Source organism: Micromonospora sp. CPCC 205546 (genome assembly GCF_036902715.1).
Classification (GTDB): domain Bacteria; phylum Actinomycetota; class Actinomycetes; order Mycobacteriales; family Micromonosporaceae; genus Micromonospora.
Map to the genome: position 1 here is coordinate 235079 of NZ_JBAKHL010000004.1, position 26699 is coordinate 261777.

Here is a 26699-nt window from a genome sequence, read left to right on the forward strand (position 1 = left end):
CTCCGGCGAAGGTCCGTTGCGCACATTAGCGTGCTGCGGCGTGCGGCGGGACCACGGAGGCGGCTCAATCCGCAGGTCGCCCGCCCTGACTACGGAAAGTGACCGTCGGTGGGAGGCTTGACCCTCCCTCCTATCGTGCTGTGGGTGACGGACTCACCACAGCAGACGCTCGACGACGCGACCGCCGTGCTCCGCTCGGCGCTGGCCGGGGACGGCGACGCCGTGACGGGGGCGTTCGACGCGGTCGTCGACCGGTCCGGCCTGGCCGGCGCGTACGGGGTGGCCTGGCATCTAGCCGCGACGATGGTCGGCGAGCCGGTGCCGCCGGGCACGTGCGCGCTGGACTTCCCCGGCATCGAGGAGGCGGGCTACGACACCCGCTGGGTGGCGCGCTTCGTCAGCGCGTACGCCAACGCCGACGCCGACACCGGCGAGGCTCTGTTCGGCGCGGCGGCGGCCGACGGGCTGCTGCCGGAGTGCCTGCTCACGCTCGCCGGCTCGACCGTGGCCACGCTGCGTAGCCGGGCCGACTGATCCGGCCGTGTCGGCCGTCGGACACCCGACCGACCCGGGCCGCCGGGTGTCCGACGGCCGCCGGTCGGTCGTGCCGCGGCGAGGTCGGGCCGGCGTGACAGGCTGAGGGGCATGTCCGACGCCATGCTCAGCAAGGTGCGCAAGCTGCTGGCCCAGGCCGAGGACCCGGCCTGCACCCCCGCCGAGTCGGCCGCGTTCACGGCCAAGGCGACCGAGCTGATCGCCCGCTACGGCGTGGACCGGGCGCTGCTGGCCGCCCGGGACCCGGCCACGGACCCGGTGGGCGACCGGGTGGTCGAGGTGGTCGCCCCGTACGCCCGGGACAAGGCCGGCCTGCTCGCCGCGGTCGCCGACCCGCTGCGCTGCCGTTGCGTCCGCCGCCGTGAGGGTGCCGGCTTCGTCATGCACCTGTTCGGCTTCGCCAGCGACCTGGAACGCGTCGAGTTGCTCTTCACGTCGCTGCTGGTGCAGGCCGCGCACGGGCTGGCCGGGGCCGAGACGCCGGTCGGCGCGCACGTCGCCGCCTTCCGGCGCTCGTGGCTGGCCGGGTTCGCCCAGGTGATCACCGTACGGCTCCGGGCGGCGGAGGCCGGGGCCGTCGCCGAGGCGGGCACGCCCTCGGTGGCGCTGGTCCTGGCCGACCGGTCGGACCGGGTCCGGCACCGCGTGGCCGAGGTGTACCCGCGACTGCGTACCGCCGCGCCGCGCCGGCTGGCCGGTGGCGGGTTCGGCTCGGGCGCCGAGGCGGGGCGCCGCGCCGACCTCGGTGGGCGGGGTGTCGCCACCGCGCCGGACGCACGTCCCGGCCTCGGCCGCTGACCGGCGCGGTCAGCCCGCGTCGCGGTCGGCCACCCTCTCGGCGTAGCGGGTGAGCAGCTCGTGCCAGCCGGCGGTCAGGGCCTGCCGGTAGCCCTCCGCTGCCTCGCCGTGCCGGTCGAAGTGCCGGTGCTCGACCTGTACCCGGGTCCGCTCCGGCCCGTCCGGGTGGAAGAGCACCTCCACCTCGCTCGCCTTCGCGGGGTCGGGCACCGGTGCCCGGTCCGCCCCGATCTGCCAGGTGAAGACCAGCCGCTCGGGCGGATCCCAGGTCAGCACCCGGCCCCAGTCGCAGCGGAAACCGTGCGGACCGATCTCGTAGAGCATGCCGCCGGCGCGCGGCTCCATGCCCAGGTCGGCGAGGTGCTCCGGCCCGGACCAGGTGTATTCCACCACCCACCACTGCGCCAGGGCGTCGGTGAACACCTCGAACGCCCGCTGCGCGTCGGCGGGGACGAGGAGGGCGTTGCGCAGCACGAACCGTTCGGACTCCTGCCGGATGCCGGCCGGGTCAGCCATCCCCTGTCCCATAGGCCCGGACCATACCGGCTGATGCCCGGGTGCGCAGCTTCGTACGTGCCCTCCCGGGACTCCCCCTCCCGAGGGCCTCGGGGGCGTCAACGTCCCGGCCAACGGGCAGGAGCCGGGCCGCGCGGCCGCCCCCGGCGGATGGTCGACCGGATAGCGGGTACCCGCGCCAGACGGTCCCGGCCGGTGTGGCCGGAGGAGGCGGAGCGGGGAGTATGAGCGAGAACGCGCAGCAGCGGGATCCGGACCGGCTCGGCGGTCGATCGAACCGGCGCGACGGGGAGGCCGATCCCGGCCGCCGGGACAGGGCGGCGGAGCCCGCCCGCCGGGGCGGGGAGGCCGAGCCCGACGTCCTGCTGGACATATCGGAGGTGTCGGTCGACTCGATCCGGCTGGCGGTGGACGGGCTGGACGCCGACGTGTCGCTGCGGACCCGCCTGGCCAACCTCCTCGAGCTCGACGCCGGGGTGCGGGTGCACCTGGAGGGCGTCGAGCTGGACATCACCGGGGTGCATGCCGAGGCGCTGCTCAAGGTGCGGCTGGAGAAGCTGGTGGCGATCCTCGACCGGGCGCTGACCACCATCGACCGCAACCCGCAGGTCATCCAGGCATTGTCGGGTACGGCGGCGGCCTCGCTCGATGACGTGAACCGGGCGACGCAACGGGTGACCGACCTGGGCGGGCAGCTCACCGGCCCGGTGCGCCCGGGCGGCGGCCGGGCTGAGCAGCTTGCCGGCCCGGGGGAGCAGCGCCCGCTGGAGCGGGGCGGGGCGACCGACGATCTTGGCCAGCAGGTGGGCGCGATCGGCGCGGTCGCCGATCGGCCCCGGCGGGAACCGGGTGGCCCCGGTCAGGGCGGGGAGCCCTCGTCCCGGCGGGAACCGGGTGGCCCCGGTCAGGAGGCGCAGGACCGTCGGGGCGGTGGCCTCGCCAGTGGTTCGGGGGGCGGCGGCGAGGAGGGCCAGGCGCAGCGCGCCCGCGAGCAGGCGGAGCGCGAGCAGACGGGCGACGAGGCGGCCCGCCGGCAGCCGGGCGGACCCGAGGAGCGGGAGCACGGCCAGGGAGCCCCGGATCGCGGCGGGCAGCGGCCGGGTGGCGAGGAGCGTGGCGGGCAGCAGCCGGGCGGTGAGCAGCCGCAGGATGGTCCGCCACAGGACGCGCAGCGGCCGGGGCGCGAGGAGCAGAGCGCGCAGCAGCCGGGCGGTGAGAGGGTCGGCGGACCCGGGGGCGGTACGGCCGGTGAGCCCGGCGCGGATCGTGGCGCCGGCGCTCCTGGCGGACCTGGCGCTCCCGGCGGCCCCGGCGGACGTGGCGCTCCCGGCGGACCCGGCGGTGGGCGGGAGGCCGGGCCGCGTGAGCCGGCGGGTGGTCCGTCCGAGGGCGGGGCGGGCGGACGGCCCGAGACCCCCGGCGGTGGCGGTGCGCAGAGCGCGGCCCAGCTTGCCGAACAGGCGGGGGAGACGCTGAGGCAGGCGGGTCGGAGCGTGTGGGAGGCGATCCAGGGCGGGGTGGCCCAGCACCGCCAGCAGAGGCGGTGACGCGACGCGTCGCCGGCGCCCCCGGGGGGACCGTCCCGCGACGGGCAGGGCCGGCGGTGCGACGGATCAGGCGTCGGCGACCTCTGCCCGGTACCGCTCGATCCACTGCCGGTTGAGTTCGTCGGCCTGGCGCCGGTGACGGGGAACGACGGCGAATTGGTCGCGGGGCACCTGGAGCCCCAGGAAGTCGAGGATGCCGCGCGTGGTGGCGGCCATGTCGTCGGTCAGTTCCTCGTAGCGCACGACGTGCGGCCGGATTCCGTACGAGGCGAACCAGGCCTCCCAGGCCGCGTTGTGCTCGCCGGTCTCCTCCAGGTAGTGGCTGATCCCGTTCGCGTCGAACCGGGGCGCCTGCCCGTTGCCGGCGTCACCGCTGATCTCCCCGCTGCCGCCGACGAACCACCTGCCGGTCTGCTCGGCGCGCAGCCGCGACACCGCCTGCGCCACCACGTCGTCGCGTCGCAGGAAGACGAAACCGGTCCGTCCGAACGCTTCCTCCAACAGCGCGACGTCGTTGCCGTCGAGGGCCGGGTGGACCGTCGCGAGCTTCGCGACGAGTTCCTCCAGCGTCCCCCACATGAGCTTCGCGCCGAACACGCCGTTGTCGGTCCGGCCCGCGGCGAGCGCGGCCCGTAGGAAGTCCGCGTAATCGAAGCCGCCGTCCGCCGTGCGGGGGAGCTGCCACCGGTCGGCCCACAGCGACTCGTCGGGCGACCGGAAGTATGCCTGAGGGCGACCGGCGACACCGGTGGATTCCAGCAACCCGAGCAGGAGGGAACTGCCGGTGCGCGGGGTGCCGCAGACGAAGTACGAGTTGACACGCTGCGTTGGCATGACCGCACACAATCGCAGCCCGGGTGTCCCGCGCAACCGCTTTTGTCAGCCGACCACGGCGGTCAGTCGAGGGCTCGCAGCGCGGCCGTGACGACGACGAAGAGCGCGATCAGCGCGCCGGAGACGATCCGCACCTGTCGGGACCGGCCGAAGACGCCCACGACCAGTGCCGCACCCAGGCCCAGCAGCCAGTGGCCGGCCTCGGGGTGCTGGTCGGGATCGAAGCCGAGGTGACCGAGGGCGGCGCGCCCGTAGCCGACCAGCGCGGCGCCACCGGCCCAGACGAGCAGGGTCCAGCCGCAACGGATGCCGGGGCTCTCGGTCAGCCGCGACCCGTGCCGGGTGAGCGTGCCGAGCAGGTAGGTCACGGTAAGCAGCGCCGCCACGCCGGCGAGCAGCACGGCGTGCACGCCCACGAAGAGGGCGAACAGCACCCACGGCCCGCTGGTGGTCCCGCGCAGGAACAGGGCGGCCGCAGTGCCCACCACGGCCATCTGCCCCACCGTCAGGCGCCCCGGGTTGGCCACCCGTCGTGCCGTCGGTGCCAACCGTGCGGTCGACTGCTCGGCCACGTCGTCTCCCCCGTCGTGCCGGCCCGCCGTCCGGGTCAGGCGGGCGGGTCGGTGGTCAGCGTGGCACGGGCGGGCGGTGCCCCGCTGTCCCGAATCCGTCCGTCGGGGGTGGGCGTACGGACCCGCCGTCACGCGGAGGTCGCGGCGACACAGAACTCGTTGCCCTCCGGGTCGGCCATGACGACGTGGTGCCCCGTGAAGTCCTCCAGGACGGTCCCGCCCGCCCGCACCAGCCGCTCGGCCTCGGCCCTGATCCGGGCCCACCGCTCAGCCGGGGTGCCATGTCCCGGCACCCGGACGTCGATGTGCAACCGGTTCTTCGCCGTCTTCGGCTCGGGAACCCGGAGGATGGAGAGCGCAGGCCCGACGCCGTCGGGATCGCACAGCCATGCCGCGTCGTCCACCGGGTCGTCGTCCGGCAGGTCGAGACTCGCGTGCCACTCCTCGCGGGTGCGGAAGGGAGCGGGCGGGGGCTCGTCGACGTAACCCAGCGCCGTCTTCCAGAACTCACCGAGGCGCTTCGCGTCCTCGCAGTCGAGGGTGAGGCTGATCCTGGCTGCCATGGCGGGACCGTACTGCCCACCTCCGACAGTCGCGGCGGGAGCCGGCGGAGCGTCGCGACGACGACGCTTGCGGCCTTGACGTCCGGGTGGTTCGTCCTGCTCCGGCGCTAGACACGCGCGCTCGGCGACCTGAGCCGCACGCACCTTCGCCGCCAGGTGCGAGGAGGCGTCGGGGAGGGGCCGCCCGCCGCCAGGATGGTGGCGGGGGCCACGAGTCGCCCGGCGTCACGCCTTGCCGTCGGTGCGGCAGGCGTCCGCGCAGTCCGATCCCCGGTCGGCTGAGGGCAGGGGCGCGCAGTCGTCACAGTGCTCACCGCGCCAGGCTTCGAGGCCTTCCTTCACCGCGACCCCGGCGATCACGAGCGCGGCGATCGGATCCGCCCACGACCAGCCCCAGGCCGCGTTGAGGAGCAGACCGACCAGCAGCACCGCGGACAGGTACGTGCACAGCATGGTCTGCGTCGAGTCGGCCAGGACCGTCGCCGAGCCGAGTTCCCGCCCGGTGCGCCGCTTGGCCCGGACGAGCAGCGGCATCACGATCAGCGACGCGACAGCAAGACCGATACCCACCGGGCTGGCGTCGGCGTCCCCGCCGGTCGACAGCGAGCGGACGGCGTCGAACGTCACCCAGGCGGCCAGGACGAAGAACGACACGGCGATCAGCCGCAGCGCCAGCCGCTCCCGGTCCTCGGGCACCCGCGAGCGGAACTGCCAGATCAGCACGGCCGCGCTGGACACCTCGACGAACGAGTCCAGGCCGAAGCCGACCAGCGCGGTGGACGAGGCGGCGGCCCCGGCGGCGATCGCGACCAGGCCCTCCAGCAGGTTGTAGCCGGCCGTGGCGTAGGCCAGCCACAGGCTGCGTCGCGACAGCACCGCCCGACGCTGCGGGGTCAGCAGTGACACGCTCACGCGGTCGCCTCCGCCGCACCGGTCGGTGTGCCGTAGACCGGGCACAGGGCGACCGCCTCGCCCGTGGCAGCCAGAACCTGTTCCGCCGAGCGCAGCAGATCCAGCAACTCCGGCCGCGTCAGGGCGTAGAACGACTGGCGGCCCTCCACCCGGTAGTCGACGAGGCCGCAGTCCCGGAGACACGCCAGGTGCTTCGACACCGTCGACTGCGCCAGGCCCAGCTCGTTGGTCAGGTCCACCACCCGTGCCTCTCCGGTCGCGATCCGGCGCAGGATGGCCAGCCGCGTGGGATCACCGAGGGACCGGAACAGCGCCACGGCAGGAGCCAGCCCGGGAGTGCAACCAATCGCCATTGCACGATGATAGCCAGATGTGGCGATCGGTTGCGGGGAGGTGTCGCGGGCGGCCCGGCCCCGTGGGGTCCCGGCGATCCGGCCGACGAGCGAACAGGGCGGTGATCGGCGGCCGGGATCGGGTCGGGCCGGCGCTTGACGGCGCGCACCCACCTTCCGGCGGTCGTCAGCCGCCGTCCGTCTCGTCGAAGAAGTCGCGGGCGGAAGCGACGAGGTCGGGGTTCGGGTGGCCGTCGTTGAGGAGGTCGATGCTGCGGACCGTGAGGTGTGCGTTGCCATCCGTGTCCGTGACGAACAGCACCGGGTGCCATGCGGGGTTGACGTCGGCGATGCTCGCCCGGACGCGCGGGTCGCCCAGGGCGTCCTCCAGCGTCGCGCGGGCCCGGACGCACCATTCGCCGTGAGCCTCGTGGTCGTCGCCGAGGGCGAGGTGGGTGTCGTACATGTCCCGGCTGATGTGGGTCATCGACTCGACGCCGTGCTCGGGCGCCCCGTGGTCGTCCGCGACAGCCCACTCGTCGGGCCACCAGCGGTAGCCGTCGGCGTACGCGTCGTCGGCCTTGGTGAGTACGTCGAGGGCCTCTTCGGTGTGCGTCACCAGGTTCACGGTGATGACGTCGCTGTCCGTGGTGAGCGCCACCGCGTACAGCTTCTCCGATGCGCGTCGCTTGAGCGTCGGGCCGATCGTCGCGCAGATGTTCGCGACGATCCGCTCGTGCAGTGCGGGCATGTCGACGGTGGGCACCGCGCTCCTCCCCGGCCTGGTCCTCGTCCCGGGCGCCGGGACCCCGGCCGCCCCAGAAAGACGCAACGTAGCAGGGAGGGCCGTCGCATCGGGGGCTGCCGGAGGCGCGGCCCCGGGGGTGACCTGTGCGCGACCGCGCGTCGCGGACGCACCCTGCACGCAGAAGCGCCGACCGGCGTTTCCGCTGGTCGGCGCTTCAGTAGCCCGGCGAAAGGCTATGTGGCCAGGGGCGGGGTCGAACCGCCGACCTTCCGATTTTCAGTCGGACGCTCGTACCAACTGAGCTACCTGGCCGTGTTGCTCGGTTCATGCTACCCGCACGGCGGGTTCTCCGCCGGGAGGGTCGCGTGCCCCGATACGCAGAACGCCGCGCTGGGCGCGGCGTTCTCCGCTGGCGGTCCTGACGGGACTTGAACCCGCGACCTCCGCCTTGACAGGGCGGCGAGCACTCCAACTGCTCCACAGGACCTAGCTTTGTTGCCTCCGGCCGAAGCCGGACCGTGCCCCCAACGGGATTCGAACCCGTGCTACCGCCTTGAAAGGGCGGCGTCCTGGGCCGCTAGACGATGAGGGCGGCCCCGCCATCATTGCACACTCGCAACTTCAAGCGGACTTGCTCCCATCCGGCCCCGCCGGAGGCTTGGATAGCTTACGTGATGATCGGCCCCTCGACCAAACCGGTATGGCCCCAGCCGCAAGGTTCCACATAACCGCAGGTCAGAGGGGCTCTAGCGGAGCCGGGCGATGCCGAAGCGGCGCTTCAGGTCGGTGATCAGGTGTGGGCAGGCGGCCAGCGTGGCCTTCCGATCGCCGCCCCCGTCGTGCAGCAGCACGACGGAACCGGGCCGGGCCGCGGCGCGTACCCGCTTGGTGATCGTCGCGGCGGTCGGCTTGCCCCAGTCCTGCGGGTCGACGTTCCAGTGCAGCGACCGCATGCCGAGCTGCCTGGCGACCGTCACCACCTCGCTCGTCCACCGGCCGCCCGGCTGCCGGTAGAACGGCACCTGGGCACCCGGCACGGCCGCACGGATGGCCGCGTTGGTGCGGGTGAGGTCCCGCCGGATCTCGGTGGCCGGCCGTCGGGCGAGGTCCAGGTCGTGGTTCCAGCTGTGGTTGCAGAGCTGGTGACCCTCCCGCACGATCCGCCTGACCAGTTCGGGGTGGCGCCGGGCCTGGGTGCCCACCACGCAGAACGTGGCGGTGACCCGGGCCGCGCGGAGGCGGTCGAGGACCTGCGGAGTCCAGCTCGGATCGGGCCCGTCGTCGAAGGTCAACGCCACTGTCCGCCCGCCGGTCGTGCGTCGTAGCCCCGCGGGCAGTTTGGTCGGCAGCGGGCGGACCAGGCGCCTGGGCGGGGTGGTGCGGGTCGGTCGCGGGCTGGCCGACGGCGCCGGCTCGGCCGGCAGCGGGGCCGAGGCGACGGGGTCGGGACCGGCGGCCCGCCGGCCGACCGCGGTGCCGTCGCCACAGCCGCCGAGGAGGAGGAGCAGGGCCAGACCGGTGGCCAGCACGGCGCGTGGGCGCATCGTTCGCTCCCGGAGGGATCGGGGTCGGCGGACCTCACGACGCTAGTGGACGACGTCGCGCCCCGGGACCCCCGGTCAGTCTGCCGATGCCTGGTCCAGCGAGTCGCGCAGCGCGAGCGCCAGCGAGACCGCCTCGGTGAGGTCGACCGGCCGGACCACCCCGGCGGGCAGCGAGTCCGCCAGCCAGCCCGGCCCGGCGGCGAGCACCAGCAGCGGCCGGCGGGGCGCGGCGAGCAGGGCGTTGAGCTGGGCCGGGTCGGCCGTGGCCCGGGTGTGCGACCAGATCACCGCCGCGGCCGGTCCCGTCCGGTTGACGGCCTCCAGCAGCGCGGGCAGCGGCATCCGGGCGCCGAGCATCCGGTAGCCGACCCCGGCCTCGGCGAGCGCGGCGGCGAGCGCCTCCAACGGCAGGGTGTGCTGCTCCTCGTCGGCGCAGGAGAGCACGATGCGCGCCGGGCCGGTGGGCGCGGCGGCCCGGGCGGCCACCGCGAGCGCCTCCGAGACGCAGCGCGACATCAGGTGCTCGACCTCGATCAGGGCGCCGGTGGCGGCGTGCCGCTCCCCGATGCCGGAGAGCACCGGACGCAGCAACCCGTCCCAGGTGGCGATCACACCGTCCGCCTGGAGAGCCCGGGCGATCGTCTCGCCGATCGCCACCGAGTCCAGCCGCATGGCGGCGCGGGCCAGTCCGCGGGCCACCGGCCCGGCCCGGCCGACCGGAATCGTCGACCCGCCGCCGTCCCGACCACCGAAGGTGCGCGCCCGTGGGCGTACGCCGGCGTCGGCGGGCACGGCATCCGGCGCCCGGCGGGCCCAGCGGGCCGCCTCCGCGGGGGTGACCCCCTGGGTGGTGAGCCGACGCATGATCTCCAGGCGTGCGAGGTCGGCCGGCGTGTAGCGCCGGTGGTGCCCGGGTACGTGCTCGCTTGGCCCGAGGCCGTAGCGCTGGTGCCAGGTGCGCAGGGTGGTCACGGCGACGCCCAGCCGCCGGGCGACCGCCCCCGCGCTCAGCGCCTCATCGGCCACCCGACCGCTCCGACGCGTCGTTCGCCGGTGGCCCGGGCACGGTGGCGGCCGGACCGGGCGGGCCGGCGGCCGGCCCCGAGGGGGCGGGCAGCCGGTTCACCACCCCGCCCAGCCACGGTGCGTACGCGCGGGGGTCGGCGTCGAGGTCGGCCACCAGCGCGACGGGGTCGACCCAGCGCAGCTCGGCCACCTCGTCGGGGTCGGGCAGCAGCGGGTCGCCCGGTCGGAACTCGCCCCGCAGGACGTGGTCGTACTCGTACTCGACCCGCCCGGTGGCCGGGTCCTCGGCGTAGTAGAGGTACACCCCGACCTCGGTCAGCTCGACCGGGCCGGCGCCGAGCTCCTCGCGCAGCCGGCGGTTGGCGGCCTCGACGAGGGACTCGCCCGGCGCGGGGTGGCCGCAGCACGCGTTGGCCCAGCGCAGCGGGAAGCGGGTCTTCACCGGTGCCCGCCGTTGCAGCAGCACCCGGCCGTCGGGGTCGACGAGCAGCACGGAGAAGGCGCGGTGGAGCCGGCCGGGGGGCTGGTGGGCGGCCGACACGGTGGTCTCGCCCCGCGGACGCCCGGCGTCGTCGACGAGCTCGACGAGGTGCTCTTCGCGGGTGGTCACGGCAGGTGTCTCCCGGTTGCGAGGGAAGGCCATCAGAGGCCCCCGGTGATGCGGCCGGCGGCGAGCTTGCCGGAGATGAGCACCATGGGCACGCCGACGCCGGGCTGGGTGCCCGAGCCGACGAAGACGACGTTCGACAGCGTCCGGTGCAGGTTCGACGGGCGGAACGGGCCGGTCTGGAAGAGGCTGTGCGCGGCGGCGAACGGGGTCCCGGCGGCCATGCCCTGCTCCGCCCACTCGGCCGGGGTCACGGCCCGCAGCACCTCGACGCCGGCGCCGAAGCCGACGTAGCCGCGCTCCTCCAGGGTCCCGACGAGCTGGTCGGCGTAGCGCTCGGTGAGGTCGCCCCGCCAGTCGAAGGGCGCCCGGTCGAGGTTGGGCACCGGGGCGAGCACGTAGTAGGTGTGCCGCCCGGCGGGCGCCACCGACGGGTCGGTCCGGCTCGGGTTGGTGACCAGCAGGGACGGGTCGCTCATCAGCTCGCCCCGCCGGATGACCTCATCGAAGGTGCCCTTCCACGACCGTCCGAAGTGGATGTTGTGGTGGGCGATCTTCCCATACCCCTGCGTCGAACCGACGTGCAGGACCACGCAGGAAGGGGAGTAGGTGAGCCTGCGTGGCCGGCTCGGCGGCAGCAGGTCGCGGTAGGCGACCGGGAGGTCGGGATTGAGCACGACCACGTCGGCCGGGATCAGCTCGCCGTCGGCGGTCAGCACGCCGGTGGCCCGGCCGTGCGCGGTCTCCACCCGGGTCACCGTGGTGTCGTAGCGGATCTCGACGCCGTGCTTCTCGGCCGCACCGGCCATGCCGCGGGAGACCGCGTGGATGCCGCCGCGCGGGAAGTAGACCCCGGCCACCGAGTCGAGGTACGCGATGACCGCGTAGATGGCCAGCGCGTCGTGCGGCGCGAGGCCGGCGTACATCGCCTGGAAGGAGAAGATCCGCTGGGTACGCGGGTCCCGGAAGAACTGGTTGATCTTCGTCTGGAGTCTGCGGAACGCGCCGCCGGCCAGCAGTCTGACCAGGTTGCCGGTGAGCAGGTCGGTGGGCGCGTCCAGGTTGCGTTCGATGAAGTCGGCGCGTTCCCACTGCCAGAGCTTGCGCGCGTAGTCGACGAAGCGCAGGTAGCCGTCGGCCTCGCGGGGGCCGCACACCCGGGCGATCTCGGCGGCCATCCGGGTGGTGTCGGTGATGACGTCCAGCGTCGATCCGTCGGGGTAGTACGCCCGGTAGGCCGGGTCGAGCGGGGTGAGGTCCAGCCAGTCGTCCAGCTCCTCGCCGACCGCGCCGAGCGCCTCGGCGATCAGGTCGGGCATGGTGAGCACGGTGGGCCCGGTGTCGAACTCGTAGCCGTCCGCGCTCAGCCGGCCGGCGCGGCCGCCCGGCACCGGCTCGCGCTCCAGCACGGTCACCTGCCGACCGCTGCCCGCCAGGTGCAGCGCACAGGCCAGCCCGCCCAGCCCGGCGCCGACGACGACCACCCGGTCCGTACGCCCGTCAACGGTGCGCACGCGACCACCTCCTTGTGCGAAGTTGCCCATCATGCCCGCCGGTTGGTGGCGGCGGTGGCGAGACCGGTCAGCGCGGTGCGCGCCGTCTCGTCGATCGACGCGGTGCCGAGCGCGGTCAGCGCCTCGTCGACCCGGTCGGAGATCATGCGCTCGACGCGGCCGACGGCCCCGGTGTCGGCGACCAGTTCGGCGAGGCGGGCGATCTCCGCGTCGCCCGCGTCGGCGCCGAGGCCGTCCAGCGCGCGTCGCTGGGTCGCCGTGGCGAGCTGCCGGGCCAGCATGAGCAGCACGGTCGGCTTGCCGGTGCGCAGGTCGTCGCCGGCCGGCTTGCCGGTGGCCGCCGGGTCGCCGTAGACACCGAGGAGGTCGTCGCAGAGCTGGAACGCCTCGCCGACGGCGAGCCCGTAGCGGGTGTAAGCGGCGGTCAGCGGGGCGTCGTCCCCGACGCCGGCCAGGCGGGCGCCGAAGAGCAGTGGCCGCTGCACCGTGTAGCTCGCGGTCTTGTAGCGGGCGACCCGCAGCGCCCGGTCGGCCGACCAGTTGGCCGCGTCGCTCTCGCCGAGCACGTCGAGGTACTGCCCGGCGATCGTCTCCACGCGCATCTGGTCGTAGCAGCGACGCACGTCGAGCAGGCGGGCCGGCGGCAGCGCCGCGTGGGCGAGCAGCCGGTCGGCCCAGACCATGCAGAGGTCGCCGACCAGGACGGCGACCGCCTCGCCGAACCGACGCGGGTCACCCCGGTGGCCGGCGGCGACGTGCCGGGCGGCCAGCGCGGCGTGCACGCTCGGCTGGCCGCGGCGGGTCGCGGAGGCGTCCATCACGTCGTCCTGCACGAGGGCGAAGGTGTGCAGCAGCTCCAGGGCGGCGAACGCGGGCAGCACCGACGGCAGCGGCCCCGTGCCGCCCGGCACGCCGCGCCATCCCCAGTAGGCGAACGTGGGGCGCACCCGCTTGCCGCCGGCCAGCACGCAGTCGCGGGCCGTCGCGGCGAATCCGCCCATCGCCGCGTCGATCTCGGCCAGCGCGGCGACCTCGGTGGCCAGGAAGTCGGCGAGGGTGCCCTCCACCGCCGTGACCAGGTCCTTCGTGTACGCGGCCAGGACCGCGCGAACCGGATCGTCCCCGTCGGCCGGACCGGCGGGAACGACGCGGAGCGAGTTGCCCGCAACTGCGTCGTTGGCCATGTGACCGAGCGTACCCTAGGCTTACGAGTTGCGTCGATTTGTGCGTCGATATTTGAGGAGGGCCGGTGGAAACCGATCTCACCGAGGCCTATGGCCGCTGCCGTGAGCTGCACAAACGGCACGGTCGCACCTACTATCTCGCCACCCGGCTACTACCCGCTTGGAAACGACGTCATGTGCATGCGTTGTACGGATTCACGCGCTACGCCGACGAGATCGTCGACCGCACCGAGGAGTTGCCCCCCGCCGAGCGCGCCGCTCGGCTCGACGACTGGGCCGGTCGCTTCGTCGCCGGTCTGCACGGCGAACCGGTGGACGACCCGCTGCTGCCCGCCGTCCTGCACACGATCGCGGTCTTCGATCTCGACCGGGACGACTTCGCGTCGTTCCTGAAGAGCATGGCGATGGACCTGACGGTGACCTCGTACCGCACCTACGACCACCTGCTCGACTACATGGAGGGCTCGGCGGCGGTGATCGGCACCATGATGCTGCCGATCCTGGGCAGCGCGGACGCGCCGGCGGCCCGGGAGCCGGCCCGCCAGCTCGGCTTCGCCTTCCAGCTCACCAACTTCATCCGGGACGTCGCCGAGGACCTCGACCGGGGGCGCACCTACCTGCCCGACGACGACATGGCCCTGTTCGGCGTCACCCGCGACGAGTTGGCCGAGGCGCGCGCCCGGGGGCGCGCCACGCCGCGGATCCGGGAGCTGATCGCGTACGAGGTCACCCGCGCCCAGGCGCACTACGCCGCCGCGGCCCCCGGAATCACCCTGCTCGCGCCCGCCTCGCAGGCCTGCATGCGCACCGCGTACGCGCTGTACGGCGGGATCCTGGACGAGGTGGCCGCGCGCGACTACGACGTCTTCGCCGGCCGTGCGCTGGTGCCGCAGCGCCGCCGGATGGCGGTGGCCGCCCGCGCCCTGCTCACCTCCGTCGGCACGCCGGTGGTGATCCCCGGACCCGCCCTGGTGCCCGGTCCGCTGGCCGTGCCGGCCCCGTGACGGCCTCCCGCCGCTGACCGTTCGCCCCGCGCGCGCCCATCCCGGGCCGGCGGGGTCGGGGCGGTCGGCGGTGGCCGGCGGTCGGCGGCGGTCAGAGGCAGGAGTGCAGGGCGTCCACCAGGGCGTCGACCCGGTCGTGGTCGGCCAGGTGGGAGGTGGCGTAGGCGAAGGTGTAGCCGCGCCCGGGGTCGGCCCAGGCGGAGCTGCCGCCGATCCCGCCCATGCCCCAGCTGCCGTCCTCCTCCCGCTGCATGCCCAGCGTCCACCGGGTCCGCCGGCCGAGCAGCAGGTCGTCGCCGTCGTACTGGACCCGGGTCGCCTCGGCCACCAGTTCCCGGCTGAACAGCCGCACGCCGTCGAGGACGCCGCCGGCGAGCAGGCCCGCGTAGAGGCGGGCCAGGGCCCCCGCGGTCGAGTGCAGGTTGACGGCCGGCACCTGCGCGCCGCGCCAGAGCGGGCTGTTCACCACCGACAGGTCCCGGCCGCCGGGCGGATTGTCCAGCGCCCGCGCCCAGAGCGAACCCGGCTCGCCGGCCACCCGGTCCGGCCACCCCGGATCGCCGTACCGCAGCTCGGCGCAGCGCCGCTGGTCCGCCTCGCCGAGACCGAAGCCGAGGTCCAGCCGCCACGGACCGGCGATCTCCTCGGCCAGGAAGCGGCCCACCGGCCGCCCGTCGATCCGCCGCACCAGCTCGCCCACCAGGTGCCCGTACGTCCAGGCGTGCTCGCCCGCGACGGACCCGGGCGGCCACTCCGGATCGGCGGCGGCGAGGTCGGCGCAGAGCAGGTCCCAGTCGGCGACGGCGGCGGCCGGCCGGGGCACCGGGAAGACGGGCAGCCCGGCGGTGTGCGCCAACACCTGGCGGACGGTGGCCGGCGCGCGGAAGCCGGGCCAGTGCTCGGCGACGGGGTCGTCCAGGTCGAGCCGGCCCCGGTCGACCAGCGCGAGCAGGCACAGGGCGGCGACCGGCTTGGCGACGGAGTACACGTTCACCAGCGTGTCCGGCAGCCACGGCCGCCCCGGTGACCGCTCGCCGCCGACGACGTCGACCACCGGCTCGCCGTCGTACCAGATCGCCAGGCCGGCCCCGCTCTCCCGGCCCTCGGCGAGCAGTTCGGCGAAGCGGTCGTGGACGGCGGAGAAGCGGGTGCGCATCCGGCCACGGTAGGAGTTCGGGACGCCGACGGGCAGCGGATTTGCGGCGCGACCCGCTGGCCGGCCGCCGGGCGGTGCGCGATGCTGACGGCATGGCTGATCCGGAACTGGTGGACGTGGTCGTGATCGGGCTCGGGGTCGGCGGCGAGGAGGTGGCCGGGCGGCTCGCCGAGGCGGGGCTGAGCGTCGTCGGCGTGGAGCGCGACCTGGTCGGCGGGGAGTGTCCCTACTGGGGGTGCGTGCCGAGCAAGATGATGATCCGCGCGGCCAACGCGATCGCTGAGGCCCGCCGGGTGGACGGGCTCGCGGGCACCGTCGAGGTGCGGCCCGACTGGGCGCCGGTGGCGAGGCGGATCCGCGAGGAGGCCACCGACACCTGGGACGACACGGTCGCGGTGCGGCGGTTCACCGGCAAGGGCGGGCGGTTCGTCCGGGGCACCGCCCGGCTCGACGGCCCCGGCCGGGTCCGCGTCGGCGAGCGGGTCTTCCAGGCCCGGCACGGGATCGTGCTCGGCACCGGCACCAGGCCGTCCGTGCCGCCCGTCGACGGGCTGGCCGGCACGCCGTACTGGACCAACCGGCAGGCGATCGAGGTCGAGGAGCTGCCGGAATCGCTGCTGGTGCTGGGCGGCGGCGCGATCGGGCTGGAGTTGGCGCAGGTCTTCGCCCGGTTCGGCGTACGGGTCACCGTGGTCGAGGCGCTGGACCGGGTGCTCGCCGTCGAGGAGCCCGAGGCGTCCGAGGTGGCCGCCGCCGCGCTGCGCGCCGACGGGGTGGAGATCCGGACCGGGGTGCGGGCGGAGCGGGTCGGCCACGACGGGCGCGCCTTCACCCTGCACGCCGCGGGTGGGGCGGAGTTCACCGCCGGGCGCCTGCTGGTGGTGACCGGTCGCCGGGCGCACCTGGACGAGCTGGGCCTGGACACCGTCGGGGTGGACGCCGGCCAGCGCTACCTGGCCGTGGACGACCGGTTGGGCGTCACCGAGGGGATCTGGGCGGTCGGCGACGTCACCGGGGAGGGGGCGTTCACGCACGTCGCGATGTACCAGGCGGGAATCGTCGTCGCCGACGTGCTCGACCACGTCCGGCGCGCCGACGGCGGGACCGACCCCAGCGGCACCGCGAGCGCGACGGGAGGCGCGGCGGGTGCCACCGGGGCGGGCGGTTCCGACCGTGCCGTGCCGCGCGCCGACTACCGCGCGCTGCCCCGGGTCACCTTCACCGACCCGGAGGTGGGCGCGGTCGGCCTCACCGAGCGGCAGGCCCGCGAGCGGGGCGTCAACGTGCAGGTCGGCCTCGCTCGGTTGCCGTCGTCGGCCCGGGGCTGGATCCACAAGGCCGGCAACGAGGGCTTCGTCAAGCTGGTCGCGGACGCCGACCGGGGCGTGCTGATCGGCGCCACCTCGGTGGGGCCGGCCGGCGGCGAGTCGCTCTCCGCGCTGGTGGTGGCGGTGCACGCGGCCGTCCCCCTCGCCCGGCTCCGGCAGATGATCTACGCGTATCCGACCTTCCACCGGGCGATCGAGGACGCGCTGCGCGAGCTGTCCTGACGACCGGTGCCGCACGTCGGATGCCGGATGACGGGCAACGCGCGGCAGTGGAAGGCAATCACGCGACAGATGGCTGCCCATTTCTTTCATCCGCGTGACGTACGATTGCGGCCGTGACGAAACGGTTGACCGAAGTTGCCAAGAAGGCGGGCGTCAGCGAGGCCACCGTCAGCCGGGTGCTCAACGGCCGGGACGGGGTCTCCGAGGCGACCCGGACGGCGGTGCTGACCGCGCTGGACGTGCTCGGCTACGAGCGGCCCACCAAGCTGCGCGGCGAGCGGGCCCGGCTGGTCGGGCTGGTGCTGCCCGAGTTGCAGAACCCGATCTTCCCGGCGCTCGCCGAGGTGGTCACCGGCTCGCTCGCCCAACGCGGGTTCACCCCGGCGCTCTGCGCCCGCACCATCGGCGGCGTCTCCGAGATGGACTACGTGGAGATGCTCCTCGACCACCAGGTCTCCGGGGTGATCTTCGCCGGTGGCTCGTACGCGCTCGCCGACGCCCGGCACGACCACTACCGCCGACTGACCGACCGGGGCCTGCCGGTGGTGCTGGTCAACGCGGGCGTGGACGAGCTGGGCTTCCCCCGGGTCTCCACGGACGACGCGGTGGCGGTGGAGCAGGCGTACGGGCACCTGCGCTCGCTCGGGCACGAGCGCATCGGGATGGTGCTCGGCCCGGAGGGCCACGTGCCGTCCCGGCGCAAGCTGGACGCGATGGCCCAGGCGGCGGGCTGGGACGACGACACGGCGTACGTCGAGCGCTCCAGCTTCTCCATGGAGGGGGCGCGCGTCGCCGCCGGCAAGCTCGTCGAGCGCGGCGTGACCGGCATCATCTGCGCCAGCGACGTGCTGGCCCTGGGCGCCATCCGCGCCGCCCGGCGGCTCGGTCGGGTGGTGCCGACCGACGTGTCGGTGGTGGGCTTCGACGACTCCGCGTTCATGACCTGCACCGACCCGCCGCTGACCACGGTGCGGCAGCCGATCGAGACGATGGGGCAGGCCGCGGTGGACCTCCTGGTCACCCAGATCGAGGGCGCCGGCGTGCTGCACGACGAGTTGCTGTTCGAGCCCGAACTCGTCGTACGCGGCTCCACCGCGCCCGCCCCGGGTCGCTGAGCCGGATCCGCCCGGCCGGTCACCGGCCGCCGTCTCCCGCCACCGACCGATCCCCCTGAACGCCGACCGGCCCCTCCGGTCGCGGGCTGCCCGCCCGGCCATCTGACGACGCTCCGGCCGTCGACCGCTGCTCGCGGTCGGCGGCCGTTTCGCGTCGCCGGGGTCGGTTTCGCGTATCCCGGCGGCCGGTTTCGCGTATCCCGGCGGCCGTTTCGCGCCGACCCGCACCAGGCTCGGGCCCGGATCAAAGGGATGAAAGGCCCTCGATTCGGCCGCGTTCCAAGATCCTGTTTGAATCTGACGTGGCAGTGTCGCCTCTTTTCAATCTGAGGTTGGAACCTTGCTGGAATCAGTCCACATAGCTACAGTGGCTCCACTCACACCTGGCCCCGACGCACCTGGCGGGGGCGGGTCGCATGGCAGACGCAGATCAATGACGGCGCTCGGCCCGGGTGGCGACCACCTCGGCTCGGCGCGCGTCATGGAGACACCCGTTCCCGAAGGGATGGACAGATGTCCGTACCGCAGTACCGGAAGGCAGCGGCCTTGGCGCTCGCGGCCGGCCTGGGGCTCACCCTTGCGGCTTGCTCCACCAAGAGCGACGACGCGGCGAGCGAGGCCGGTGGCAAGGTCACCATCACCGTCGACTGTCAGCCGGTCGGCTCCCAGAAAGAGCTGCTGAAGAACTGGAACGACGACGTCGCCGAGTTCCAGCGGCAGAACCCCGACATCGTCGTCAAGAGCGTGAGCGTCGGCGAGCAGTGCAACAACCCGCCGGACTTCACCGCCCGCCTGGCCGGCGGCACCGTCACCGACCTGTTCTACGGGTACATGACCGACCTCCAGCAGGTGCTGGACTCCGGCCAGGCGATGGACGTCACCGAGTACGCCAACAAGGACACGATCCCCACCTGGGACAGCGTCGACCCGGCGCTCAAGGAGGTCTTCAGCGACGGCGGCAAGCTCTACGCCGTCCCCACGAAGAACTACTCGATGGGCCTGGTCTACAACAAGGTGCTGTTCCAGCAGGCGGGGCTCGACCCGAACGCCCCGCCCAAGACGTGGCCCGAGGTGCGGGCGGCCGCCAAGAAGATCTCCGCCCTCGGCAACGGCATCGCCGGCTACTCGGAGTACAGCGCCGGCAACACCGGCGGCTGGCACTTCACGTCCCTGCTCTACTCGCAGGGCGGCCAGGTGCTGACCGCGGACGGCAAGAAGGCCGACTTCAACAACGCGATGGGCAGGCAGGTCCTGCAGAACCTCAAGGACATGCGGTACGGCGACAACAGCATGGGCAGCCGCCAGCTGCTGCAGTGGGGCGACCTGCTGACCAACGCCGCCGCCGGCAAGGTGGGCATGTTCGTCGGCGCACCGGACGCCACCCAGGCGATCGTCAGCCAGTTCCAGGGCAAGTTCCAGGACTGGGCGATGGCCCCCCTGCCCGGCCAGGACGGCCCGGCGAAGGCGACGCTCGGTGGCGGCGAGGGCTACTACTTCAAGAAGGGCCTCTCCCCGGAGCAGGTCAAGGCCGGCCTGAAGTGGATCGCGTACCAGAAGCTGACGCCCGGCAAGGGCCAGTTCGACTACGTGCGGGCCAAGCCGCAGAACTACCCGGTCGGTCTGCCCCAGCCGCTGCTCTTCGCGAACGGCAGCGACGCACAGAAGCAGGAACTCGACCTGCGCAAGGCGAACGCGAACGTCGACACCGCGAACTTCGCGATCTTCGAGGCCGGCCCGGTCCCGATCAAGGGCGAGCCCCGTAACGCGCAGGCGATCTACGCCGTGCTCGACGCGGCGATGTCCGGGGTCCTCACCAACCCGAACGCCGACATCGACGCGCTGCTGAAGACGGCCGAGGAGAAGGTCAACAAGCTCCTCGCCGCCGAGAGCTGACCCGACGGGCGTGGGGGCCGGTGCGCCGGCCCCCACCCCCTCGGCGGCACACGTCCGGTCACCGATTCACCAGGAGTTGCCTTGGCGATCCTCTCCGCCCCGGGGACCACCACCTCAGACACGGGTCGTCCCGCGGCGCCGCCGCCGGCGGGACCGGGGCGTACGAGCCTCGGCCGCAAGGTGCGGGACAACCTCACCGGCCACGCGTTCCTCGTCGGGGCGGTGCTCTGCTTCACGATGTTCTCCTGGTATCCCATGATCCGCGGCGTCGTGATGAGCTTCCAGCGCACCCGACGCGGCGAGACCACCTGGGTGGGCTGGGACAACTACACCCGCATCATCGACGACCCGAGTTTCTGGACCGCCTGGAAGAACACCTTCTCCTTCACGGTTCTCGCGCTCGTCCTCGGCTACGTGGTGCCGTTCTTCGTGGCGATCCTGCTCAACGAGTTCCGCCACGCCAAGGGCTACCTGCGGATCCTGGTCTACCTGCCGGTGATGCTGCCGCCGGCCTCGGCGCTGTTCCTGTTCAAGTTCTACGCGTACGACCCCAGCGACGCGGGGCTCTTCAACGCGATCCTCAAGGCGCTGCACCTGCCGACGTCGCAGTGGATGCAGTCCCCCGAGATGACGATGCCCGCCATGGTGCTCGCGTCGACGTGGATGAACATGGGCAGCGCGGTGCTGATCTACCTGGCGGCGCTGCAGAACATCCCCGGCGAGCTCTACGAGGCCGCCGAGCTCGACGGCGCCGGGCTCTGGCGGCGGATCCTGCACGTGACCGTCCCGCAGACCCGGCTGATCCTCGCGCTCCTGGCGATGCTGCAGATCGTCGCCACCATGCAGCTCTTCATCGAGCCGCTGATCCTCGCCAACGGCGCGGGCGCGGAGGACTCGGCGACCTCCGTCGCGTACCTCATCTACCAGCACGGGTTCTTCCAGAACGATCTCAACGGCGCCGCCGCGCTCGGCGTGATCATGCTCGTGGTGCTGGCCGGCTTCTCCGCCGTCTACGTGCGGCTGACCGCGAAACAGGACTAGGACGGACGAGGAATGGCACAGGACTCCGGAACCCGGACACTCGTCTCCCACGCCCAGCTCAGGCGGGGGCGCGGCAGGATCGTCTACTGGGCGCTGCTGGCCGTCGTCGTCGCGGGATTCACGCTCGTCTTCCTCGGGCCGCTCTACTGGATGGTCACCGGCGCGCTCAAGTCCGGCCAGGAGATCGCGCAGACCCCGCCGTCGCTGTTCCCGCAGGACCCCCAGTGGCAGAACTACGCCGACGCGTGGCACAACCTCGACCTCGCCAAGCTGCTGTTCAACACGTTCTACTACGCGACCGGCGCGGTGCTGTTCCAACTCGTCCTCGACACCGCCGCGGCGTACTCCCTGTCGAAGCTGCGGCCGATCTTCGGCAAAATGATCCTCGGCCTGATGCTGGCGACGCTGATGATCCCGGCGATGGTCCTCATCGTCCCGCAGTACGTGACCGTGATCGACCTGCCGATCCTGCGCGTCAACCTGCTCGACTCGCCGTTCGCGATCTGGCTTCCCCTGGTCGCGAACGCGTTCAACATCTTCCTCCTGAAGCGGTTCTTCGACTCCATCCCGGAGGACCTGATGGCGGCGGCGCTGATGGACGGGGCGACCCCGCTGCGCACGCTCTGGTCGATCGTCCTGCCGATGTCGCGCCCCATCCTCGGCGTGGTCTCGATCTTCGCCGTGACGGCGGTCTGGAAGGACTTCCTCTGGCCGAAGCTGGTCATGCCGTCGCCCGAGACGCGGACGGTCAGCGTCGGCATCTACGCCTTCTCCGGCGGTACGCCCATGAACGTGGTGATCGCCGCGTCGGTCATCGCCGCCATCCCGACCGTCGTCATCTTCCTGGTCTTCCAGCGCAACATCATGTCCGGCCTCACCACGGGCAGCCTCAAGGGATGACCCCGGCGCAATCTCCCGCGGCGGACAACGACCGTCCACCCGGGGCCACATCAAGGTCCGGCGAACCCGCCGACGCACTGACGCAGAAAGCAGGTGCTCGTGTCCACAGCAGACAAAGGTCCGTGGTGGCGTGGAGCGGTGATCTACCAGGTGTACCCACGGAGCTTCGCCGACGGCGACGGCGACGGCATCGGCGACATCGCCGGCATCCGGTCCCGGCTGGACCACCTGTCCGCGCTCGGCGTCGACGCGATCTGGTTCAGCCCCTGGTATCCCTCCCCGATGGCCGACGCCGGCTACGACGTGGCCGACTACCGCGACATCGACCCGGTCTTCGGCACGCTGGCCGAGGCGGAGGCGCTGATCGCGGAGGCGCACGCCGTGGGCATCAGGACCATCGTCGACGTGGTGCCGAACCACTGCTCCGACCGGCACCCCTGGTTCCAGGCGGCACTCGCCGGGGGGCCGGGCGCACCCGAGCGGGAGCTGTTCTGGTTCCGCCCCGGCCGGGGCCCGAACGGCGACCGGCGGCCCACCGACTGGGTCGGTGAGTTCGGCGGCGAGACGTGGACCCGGACCACCGACCCGGACGGCACTCCCGGGGACTGGTACCTGCACCTGTTCGCCCCCGAGCAGCCGGACTTCAACTGGGAGCACCCCCGGGTGCGGGCGGAGTTCGAGGACATCCTGCGGTTCTGGTTCGACCGTGGGGTCGACGGCATCCGCATCGACTCGGCCGGACTGCTGGTCAAGGACGGGACGCTGCCGGAGACCCTGCCGGACCGGCCGCACCCGTTCCGCGACCTCGACGGGGTGCACGAGATCTACCGCGACTGGCGGCGCATCGCCGACGAGTACCCCGGCGACCGGGCACTGATCGGCGAGGTGTGGATGCCGGACCGGCAGCGGTTCGCCAACTACCTGCGGCCCGACGAGCTGCACGCGGCGTTCAACTTCGACTTCCTCGGCTGCGCCTGGGACGCCTCGGCGCTGCGCGAGAGCATCGACGGGACGCTGAGCGCGCACGCGCTGGTCGGCGCCCCCGCCACCTGGGTGCTCTCCAACCACGACGTCACCCGGCACGTCACCCGCTACGGCCGGGCGGACACCACGTTCAGCTTCGCCGCCAAGCGCGAGGGGATCCCCACCGACCTGGAGCTGGGCACCCGCCGGGCCCGGGCCGCCGCGCTGCTGTCGCTGTCGCTGCCCGGGGCCGCCTACGTCTACCAGGGCGAGGAGCTGGGCCTCTGGGAGGTCGAGGACATCCCCCGTGAGCTGCGGCAGGACCCCATGCACGTCCGCTCCGGCGGGGTCGATCCCGGCCGGGACGGCTGCCGCGTGCCGATCCCGTGGTCCGGCGAGACGCCGCCGTTCGGCTTCAGCCCCGACGCCGCGACGGCCGCGCCCTGGCTGCCCCAGCCGGCCGACTGGAAGGACCGCACCGCCAGCGCCCAGACCGGCGACGCCCACTCGATGCTGGAGCTGTACCGGGCGGCCATCGCCATCCGCCGCACCGAGGCGGCGCTCGGCGACGGCGAGCTGAGCTGGCTGCCCGCCCCCGCGGGGGTGCTCGCCTTCCGGCGGGCACCCGGCTTCGCCTGCCTCGTCAACCTCTCGGACGCGGCGGTGCCACTGCCGCCCCACACCGACCGGCTGCTGGCCAGCGGGCCGCTCGACCACGACCGGTTGCCCCCGGACACCGCCGTCTGGCTGCGTACCGCCGAGGCGACACCCGCCCCGACGGCCGCGACGGACACGCGGCCCGCGCCGGCCTGACCGACGGTCGCCGGCGGCCCGTCCCGGCCGCCGGCACCGCCCACCCCGCCGGCCCGCGCCGGCCGAGGCCGACAGGGAGGTACGCGCACCGCACGCACGACACGGGGGACCTGGCCATCCAAGGAAAGGGAGCGCCGCTCATGGCCGACCACACCACCGCGCACCACCTGCGAAGACACCGCATCCGCGCGGGGCTCGCCGCCCTCGCAGGCACCGCCCTCGCCGCCGCCTCGATCTCCGTCGTCGCGCTGACCACCACCGCGACGCCGGCCCGCGCCGCGGGCCTCTCGCCGTTCGACATCCCGGGGCGGGGCGCCACCGTCCCGTTCGTCGAGCAGGAGGCGGAGGAGGTCGCGCACACCGGCACGAGGATCGGCCCCGACCGGCGCTACGGCACGCTGCCGTCCGAGGCGTCCGGCCGGGAGGCGGTCACCCTCGACGCCGTCGGCGAGTACGTCGAGTTCACCCTCACCGCGCCCGCCAACGCGGTGACCTTCCGCTACAGCCTGCCGGACAACGCCGCCGGCACCGGCCGGGACGCCAGCATCGACCTGCGGGCGAACGGCACGCTGGTCAAGGCGGTGCCGGTCACCTCGCGGTACGGCTGGTACTACGGCGGATACCCGTTCAACAACAACCCGGGCGACACCAACCCGCACCACTTCTACGACGAGACCCGGACCATGTTCGGGACCACCCACCCGGCCGGCACGAAGATCCGGCTCCAGGTCTCCTCGACCGCCCAGTCGCCGACGTTCACCATCGACCTGGCCGACTTCGAGCTGGTCGGCGCGCCCATCGCCAAGCCGGCCGGCGTGCTCGACGTGGTCACCGACTTCGGGGCCGACCCGACCGGCGCGACCGACTCGACCGCCAGGTTCCAGGCGGCGGTGGACGCCGGCCGGGCCCAGGGGCGGGCCGTCTGGATCCCGACCGGCACGTTCACCCTCTTCGACCACGTCGTCGTGGACGGGGTGACCCTGCGTGGGGCGGGGCCGTGGTACTCGGTGCTCGGCGGGCGGCACCCGACCGACCGCAAGCGGGCTGCCGGCATCTACGGCAAGTACGTCCCCGGCGGCGGCTACAGCGGCGAGATCCGGCCGCACGAGGCCGGCGGGCCCAGCCGCAACGTCACGCTGCGCGACTTCGCCATCATCGGCGACATCCGGGAGCGGGTCGACGAGGACCAGGTCAACGCCATCGGCGGGGCGATGTCGAACTCCGTGGTCGACAACGTCTGGATGCAGCACACCAAGGTCGGGGCCTGGATGGACGGCCCGATGGACAACTTCACCATCCGCAACAGCCGGATCCTCGACCAGACCGCCGACGGGGTGAACTTCCACTGGGGCGTCACCAACTCCACGGTGACCAACACGTTCGTACGCAACACGGGCGACGACGCCCTCGCCATGTGGGCGCAGAGCGTGCCGAACGTGAACAACTCCTTCACCCGCAACACGATCGGCGTGACGATCCTCGCCAACCACCTGGTGACGTACGGCGGGCGGGACATCAAGATCACCGACAACGTCACGGCCGACTCGGTCACCAACGGCGGCGGCATCCACGTCGCCAACCGCTACCCGGGCGTGACCGGCCCGACCGCCGTCTCCGGGACGATCACCGTCGCCCGCAACACGCTCATCCGCAACGGCAACTCGGACTACAACTGGCGCTTCGGCGTCGGCGCGATCTGGTTCTCCGCGCTCAACGAGCCCATCCAGGGCGCGGCGGTCAACGTCACCGACACCGACATCCTGGACAGCTCGTACGCGGCGCTGCACTGGATCGAGGGACAGAGCAGCGGGATCAGCTTCACCAACGTACGCATCGACGGCGCGGGCACGTACGCCCTCCAGGTGCAGGCGCCTAGCCAGGTCTCCTTCACCAACGTGCGGGCCACCGGGATCGCCCAGCCCAACCCGATGCACAACTGCGTCGGCAGCGGGTTCCAGATCACCCAGGGCACCGGCAACTCCGGCTGGTACTCCTCGACGCCGTACTGCGGGCCGTGGCCCGAGCCGCAGTGGGGCGGCGGGCCCACCAGCCCGCCCCCGACGACCGCGCCCCCGACCACCCCGCCGCCCACCACGCCCCCGCCGACCACCCCGCCCCCGACCGGCGGGAACCTGGCGCAGGGCCGACCGGCGACCGCGACCAGCGTCAACCAGAACTACGGCGCGGCGAACGCGGTGGACGGCAACGCGGGCAGCTACTGGGAGAGCGTCAACAACGCCTTCCCGCAGTCGCTGACCGTCGACCTGGGCGCGGCGCGCACCGTCGACCGGGTGGTGCTGAAGCTGCCCGCCGGCTGGGAGCGCCGGACCCAGACGCTGTCGGTGCTCGGCTCGACCGACGGCTCCTCGTGGTCGACCCTCGCCGCGTCGGCCGGGCGCACCTTCGACCCGGCCGGCGGCAACGCGGTCACGATCGGTGTGCCGGCCGGCGAGCGCCGGTTCGTCCGGCTGACCGTCACCGGCAACACGGGCTGGCCGGCGGCCCAGCTCGCCGAGTTCGAGGTCTACGGCGGTGGCCCCACCACCCCGCCCCCGACCACGCCGCCCCCCACCACGCCGCCCCCGACCGGGAACCTCGCGCTCGGCCGCCCGGCCGCGGCGACCAGCCACGCCGACGTGTACGGGGCGGGCAACGCGGTCGACGGCAACCCGAACACCTACTGGGAGAGCGCCAACAACGCCTTCCCGCAGTCGCTGACGGTGGACCTGGGCGCCAACCGGACGGTGTCCCGGATCGTGCTGAAGCTCCCGCCGTCCTCGGCGTGGCAGACCCGCACCCAGACGCTGTCGGTGCTCGGCTCCACCACCGGCTCGTCGTTCAGCACCCTGAAGGCGTCCGCCGGCTACACCTTCAACCCGGCCAGCGGAAACACGGTCACCGTGACCTTCGCGGCGACCAGCCAGCGGTACCTGCGGCTGACCTTCACCGGCAACAGCAGCTGGCCCGCCGGCCAGCTCAGCGAGTTCGAGGTCTACTCCAGCTAGCCCGGTG

The 26699-nt window shown here is 73.4% G+C and carries 24 protein-coding genes and 3 tRNA genes; 11 read left to right on the plus strand and 16 right to left on the minus strand.

The genetic code is table 11. The features are described 5' to 3' along the window. The first annotated feature begins 144 nt into the window (after positions 1-144). Positions 145-534: a hypothetical protein gene (locus tag V6U77_RS03145; protein WP_334604606.1), complete on the plus strand. Its 390-nt coding sequence runs from the start codon at positions 145-147 to the stop codon at positions 532-534. A 111-nt stretch (positions 535-645) separates the two neighbouring features. Beyond that, positions 646-1353 carry a DUF2786 domain-containing protein gene (locus V6U77_RS03150; protein WP_334604607.1) on the plus strand — a complete coding sequence of 236 codons (708 nt, stop codon included), beginning with the start codon at positions 646-648 and terminating at the stop codon, positions 1351-1353. Positions 1354-1362: 9 nt separating this feature from the next. On the opposite strand, the gene V6U77_RS03155 is transcribed toward V6U77_RS03150, so the two are convergent. Continuing rightward, positions 1363-1881 carry an SRPBCC family protein gene (locus tag V6U77_RS03155; protein ID WP_334604609.1) on the minus strand — a complete coding sequence of 173 codons (519 nt, stop codon included), beginning with the start codon at positions 1879-1881 and terminating at the stop codon, positions 1363-1365. 212 nt (positions 1882-2093) lie between these two features. Here V6U77_RS03155 and V6U77_RS03160 point away from each other — a divergent pair, with 212 nt between their 5' ends. Then, positions 2094-3416 carry a hypothetical protein gene (locus V6U77_RS03160; protein ID WP_334604610.1) on the plus strand — a complete coding sequence of 441 codons (1323 nt, stop codon included), beginning with the start codon at positions 2094-2096 and terminating at the stop codon, positions 3414-3416. 66 nt (positions 3417-3482) lie between these two features. Here the strand turns inward: V6U77_RS03160 and V6U77_RS03165 are convergent, their stop codons facing one another. The 14 genes from V6U77_RS03165 to V6U77_RS03230 form a co-directional block, all read right to left on the minus strand. Continuing rightward, positions 3483-4250: a Stf0 family sulfotransferase gene (locus tag V6U77_RS03165; RefSeq protein WP_334604611.1), complete on the minus strand. Its 768-nt coding sequence runs from the start codon at positions 4248-4250 to the stop codon at positions 3483-3485. A gap of 62 nt (positions 4251-4312) precedes the next feature. Continuing rightward, the gene (locus V6U77_RS03170) at positions 4313-4822 is read right to left on the minus strand and encodes a hypothetical protein (protein WP_334604612.1); all 510 of its coding nucleotides are present in this window, start codon (positions 4820-4822) and stop codon (positions 4313-4315) included. 128 nt (positions 4823-4950) lie between these two features. Beyond that, positions 4951-5385 (minus strand): VOC family protein, encoded by a 435-nt coding sequence (locus tag V6U77_RS03175; RefSeq protein WP_334604613.1) that lies wholly within the window; start codon positions 5383-5385, stop codon positions 4951-4953. Between the two features lie 225 nt (positions 5386-5610). Continuing rightward, positions 5611-6297, minus strand: coding sequence for a cation diffusion facilitator family transporter (locus V6U77_RS03180; RefSeq protein WP_334604614.1), 687 nt, complete (start codon positions 6295-6297; stop codon positions 5611-5613). Continuing rightward, positions 6294-6650, minus strand: a complete 357-nt coding sequence (locus V6U77_RS03185) for an ArsR/SmtB family transcription factor (RefSeq protein WP_334604616.1) — start codon at positions 6648-6650, stop codon at positions 6294-6296. The genes V6U77_RS03180 and V6U77_RS03185 overlap by 4 nt, the downstream gene beginning before the upstream one ends. A gap of 166 nt (positions 6651-6816) precedes the next feature. Further along, complete coding sequence (locus tag V6U77_RS03190) at positions 6817-7395, minus strand: DUF4303 domain-containing protein (protein ID WP_334604617.1); 579 nt, start codon at positions 7393-7395, stop codon at positions 6817-6819. Positions 7396-7615: 220 nt separating this feature from the next. Then, a tRNA-Phe gene (locus tag V6U77_RS03195) sits at positions 7616-7689 on the minus strand. Positions 7690-7787: 98 nt separating this feature from the next. After that, positions 7788-7864 (minus strand) — tRNA-Asp (locus V6U77_RS03200). A 32-nt stretch (positions 7865-7896) separates the two neighbouring features. Then, positions 7897-7969 (minus strand) — tRNA-Glu (locus V6U77_RS03205). Between the two features lie 154 nt (positions 7970-8123). Next, a complete protein-coding gene (locus tag V6U77_RS03210) occupies positions 8124-8921 on the minus strand; it encodes a polysaccharide deacetylase family protein (RefSeq protein ID WP_334604618.1) in 798 nt (265 codons plus the stop codon). A gap of 75 nt (positions 8922-8996) precedes the next feature. Beyond that, a complete protein-coding gene (locus tag V6U77_RS03215; RefSeq protein ID WP_334604620.1) occupies positions 8997-9947 on the minus strand; it encodes a MerR family transcriptional regulator in 951 nt (316 codons plus the stop codon). Next, on the minus strand, positions 9937-10557 hold the full coding sequence (gene idi, locus V6U77_RS03220) for an isopentenyl-diphosphate Delta-isomerase (RefSeq protein WP_334604622.1): 621 nt from the start codon (positions 10555-10557) through the stop codon (positions 9937-9939). Before idi ends, V6U77_RS03215 begins: the two co-directional genes overlap by 11 nt. A gap of 32 nt (positions 10558-10589) precedes the next feature. After that, positions 10590-12098, minus strand: a complete 1509-nt coding sequence (crtI, locus tag V6U77_RS03225; protein WP_334604740.1) for a phytoene desaturase family protein — start codon at positions 12096-12098, stop codon at positions 10590-10592. After that, a complete protein-coding gene (locus V6U77_RS03230) occupies positions 12098-13252 on the minus strand; it encodes a polyprenyl synthetase family protein (protein WP_334604623.1) in 1155 nt (384 codons plus the stop codon). Before V6U77_RS03230 ends, crtI begins: the two co-directional genes overlap by 1 nt. Positions 13253-13317: 65 nt before the next feature. Here V6U77_RS03230 and V6U77_RS03235 point away from each other — a divergent pair, with 65 nt between their 5' ends. Then, on the plus strand, positions 13318-14256 hold the full coding sequence (locus V6U77_RS03235) for a phytoene/squalene synthase family protein (RefSeq protein ID WP_334604624.1): 939 nt from the start codon (positions 13318-13320) through the stop codon (positions 14254-14256). A 91-nt stretch (positions 14257-14347) separates the two neighbouring features. On the opposite strand, the gene V6U77_RS03240 is transcribed toward V6U77_RS03235, so the two are convergent. Beyond that, positions 14348-15412: a serine hydrolase domain-containing protein gene (locus tag V6U77_RS03240; protein WP_334604625.1), complete on the minus strand. Its 1065-nt coding sequence runs from the start codon at positions 15410-15412 to the stop codon at positions 14348-14350. A 92-nt stretch (positions 15413-15504) separates the two neighbouring features. Between V6U77_RS03240 and V6U77_RS03245 the strand changes: the two genes are divergently transcribed. The 7 genes from V6U77_RS03245 to V6U77_RS03275 all read left to right on the plus strand — a co-directional run bounded on the left by V6U77_RS03245 (position 15505) and on the right by V6U77_RS03275 (position 26692). Next, complete coding sequence (locus tag V6U77_RS03245; RefSeq protein WP_334604626.1) at positions 15505-16962, plus strand: dihydrolipoyl dehydrogenase family protein; 1458 nt, start codon at positions 15505-15507, stop codon at positions 16960-16962. Between the two features lie 113 nt (positions 16963-17075). Then, positions 17076-18077, plus strand: coding sequence for a LacI family DNA-binding transcriptional regulator (locus tag V6U77_RS03250; RefSeq protein WP_334604628.1), 1002 nt, complete (start codon positions 17076-17078; stop codon positions 18075-18077). A gap of 513 nt (positions 18078-18590) precedes the next feature. Further along, a complete protein-coding gene (locus tag V6U77_RS03255; protein ID WP_334604630.1) occupies positions 18591-19970 on the plus strand; it encodes an ABC transporter substrate-binding protein in 1380 nt (459 codons plus the stop codon). 81 nt (positions 19971-20051) lie between these two features. Next, positions 20052-21011, plus strand: coding sequence for a carbohydrate ABC transporter permease (locus V6U77_RS03260; RefSeq protein WP_334604631.1), 960 nt, complete (start codon positions 20052-20054; stop codon positions 21009-21011). Between the two features lie 12 nt (positions 21012-21023). After that, the gene (locus V6U77_RS03265; protein ID WP_334604632.1) at positions 21024-21911 is read left to right on the plus strand and encodes a carbohydrate ABC transporter permease; all 888 of its coding nucleotides are present in this window, start codon (positions 21024-21026) and stop codon (positions 21909-21911) included. A gap of 138 nt (positions 21912-22049) precedes the next feature. After that, positions 22050-23687, plus strand: coding sequence for a glycoside hydrolase family 13 protein (locus tag V6U77_RS03270; protein ID WP_334604633.1), 1638 nt, complete (start codon positions 22050-22052; stop codon positions 23685-23687). A 140-nt stretch (positions 23688-23827) separates the two neighbouring features. Continuing rightward, entirely contained in the window at positions 23828-26692 is a 2865-nt protein-coding gene (locus tag V6U77_RS03275) for a galactose-binding domain-containing protein (protein ID WP_334604634.1), read from the plus strand. Positions 26693-26699 lie beyond the last annotated feature (7 nt).

Bases quoted from the DNA above. Each gene is read 5' to 3' on its own strand.
- V6U77_RS03150 (WP_334604607.1), top strand. From the start codon at position 646: ATGTCCGACGCCATGCTCAGCAAGGTGCGCAAGCTGCTGGCCCAGGCC.
- V6U77_RS03155 (WP_334604609.1), bottom strand. From the start codon at position 1,881: ATGGGACAGGGGATGGCTGACCCGGCCGGCATCCGGCAGGAGTCCGAA.
- V6U77_RS03160 (WP_334604610.1), top strand. From the start codon at position 2,094: ATGAGCGAGAACGCGCAGCAGCGGGATCCGGACCGGCTCGGCGGTCGA.
- V6U77_RS03165 (WP_334604611.1), bottom strand. From the start codon at position 4,250: ATGCCAACGCAGCGTGTCAACTCGTACTTCGTCTGCGGCACCCCGCGC.
- V6U77_RS03175 (WP_334604613.1), bottom strand. From the start codon at position 5,385: ATGGCAGCCAGGATCAGCCTCACCCTCGACTGCGAGGACGCGAAGCGC.
- V6U77_RS03185 (WP_334604616.1), bottom strand. From the start codon at position 6,650: ATGGCGATTGGTTGCACTCCCGGGCTGGCTCCTGCCGTGGCGCTGTTC.
- V6U77_RS03210 (WP_334604618.1), bottom strand. From the start codon at position 8,921: ATGCGCCCACGCGCCGTGCTGGCCACCGGTCTGGCCCTGCTCCTCCTC.
- crtI (WP_334604740.1), bottom strand. From the start codon at position 12,098: ATGGGCAACTTCGCACAAGGAGGTGGTCGCGTGCGCACCGTTGACGGG.
- V6U77_RS03230 (WP_334604623.1), bottom strand. From the start codon at position 13,252: ATGGCCAACGACGCAGTTGCGGGCAACTCGCTCCGCGTCGTTCCCGCC.
- V6U77_RS03240 (WP_334604625.1), bottom strand. From the start codon at position 15,412: ATGCGCACCCGCTTCTCCGCCGTCCACGACCGCTTCGCCGAACTGCTC.
- V6U77_RS03245 (WP_334604626.1), top strand. From the start codon at position 15,505: ATGGCTGATCCGGAACTGGTGGACGTGGTCGTGATCGGGCTCGGGGTC.
- V6U77_RS03255 (WP_334604630.1), top strand. From the start codon at position 18,591: ATGTCCGTACCGCAGTACCGGAAGGCAGCGGCCTTGGCGCTCGCGGCC.
- V6U77_RS03265 (WP_334604632.1), top strand. From the start codon at position 21,024: ATGGCACAGGACTCCGGAACCCGGACACTCGTCTCCCACGCCCAGCTC.
- V6U77_RS03275 (WP_334604634.1), top strand. From the start codon at position 23,828: ATGGCCGACCACACCACCGCGCACCACCTGCGAAGACACCGCATCCGC.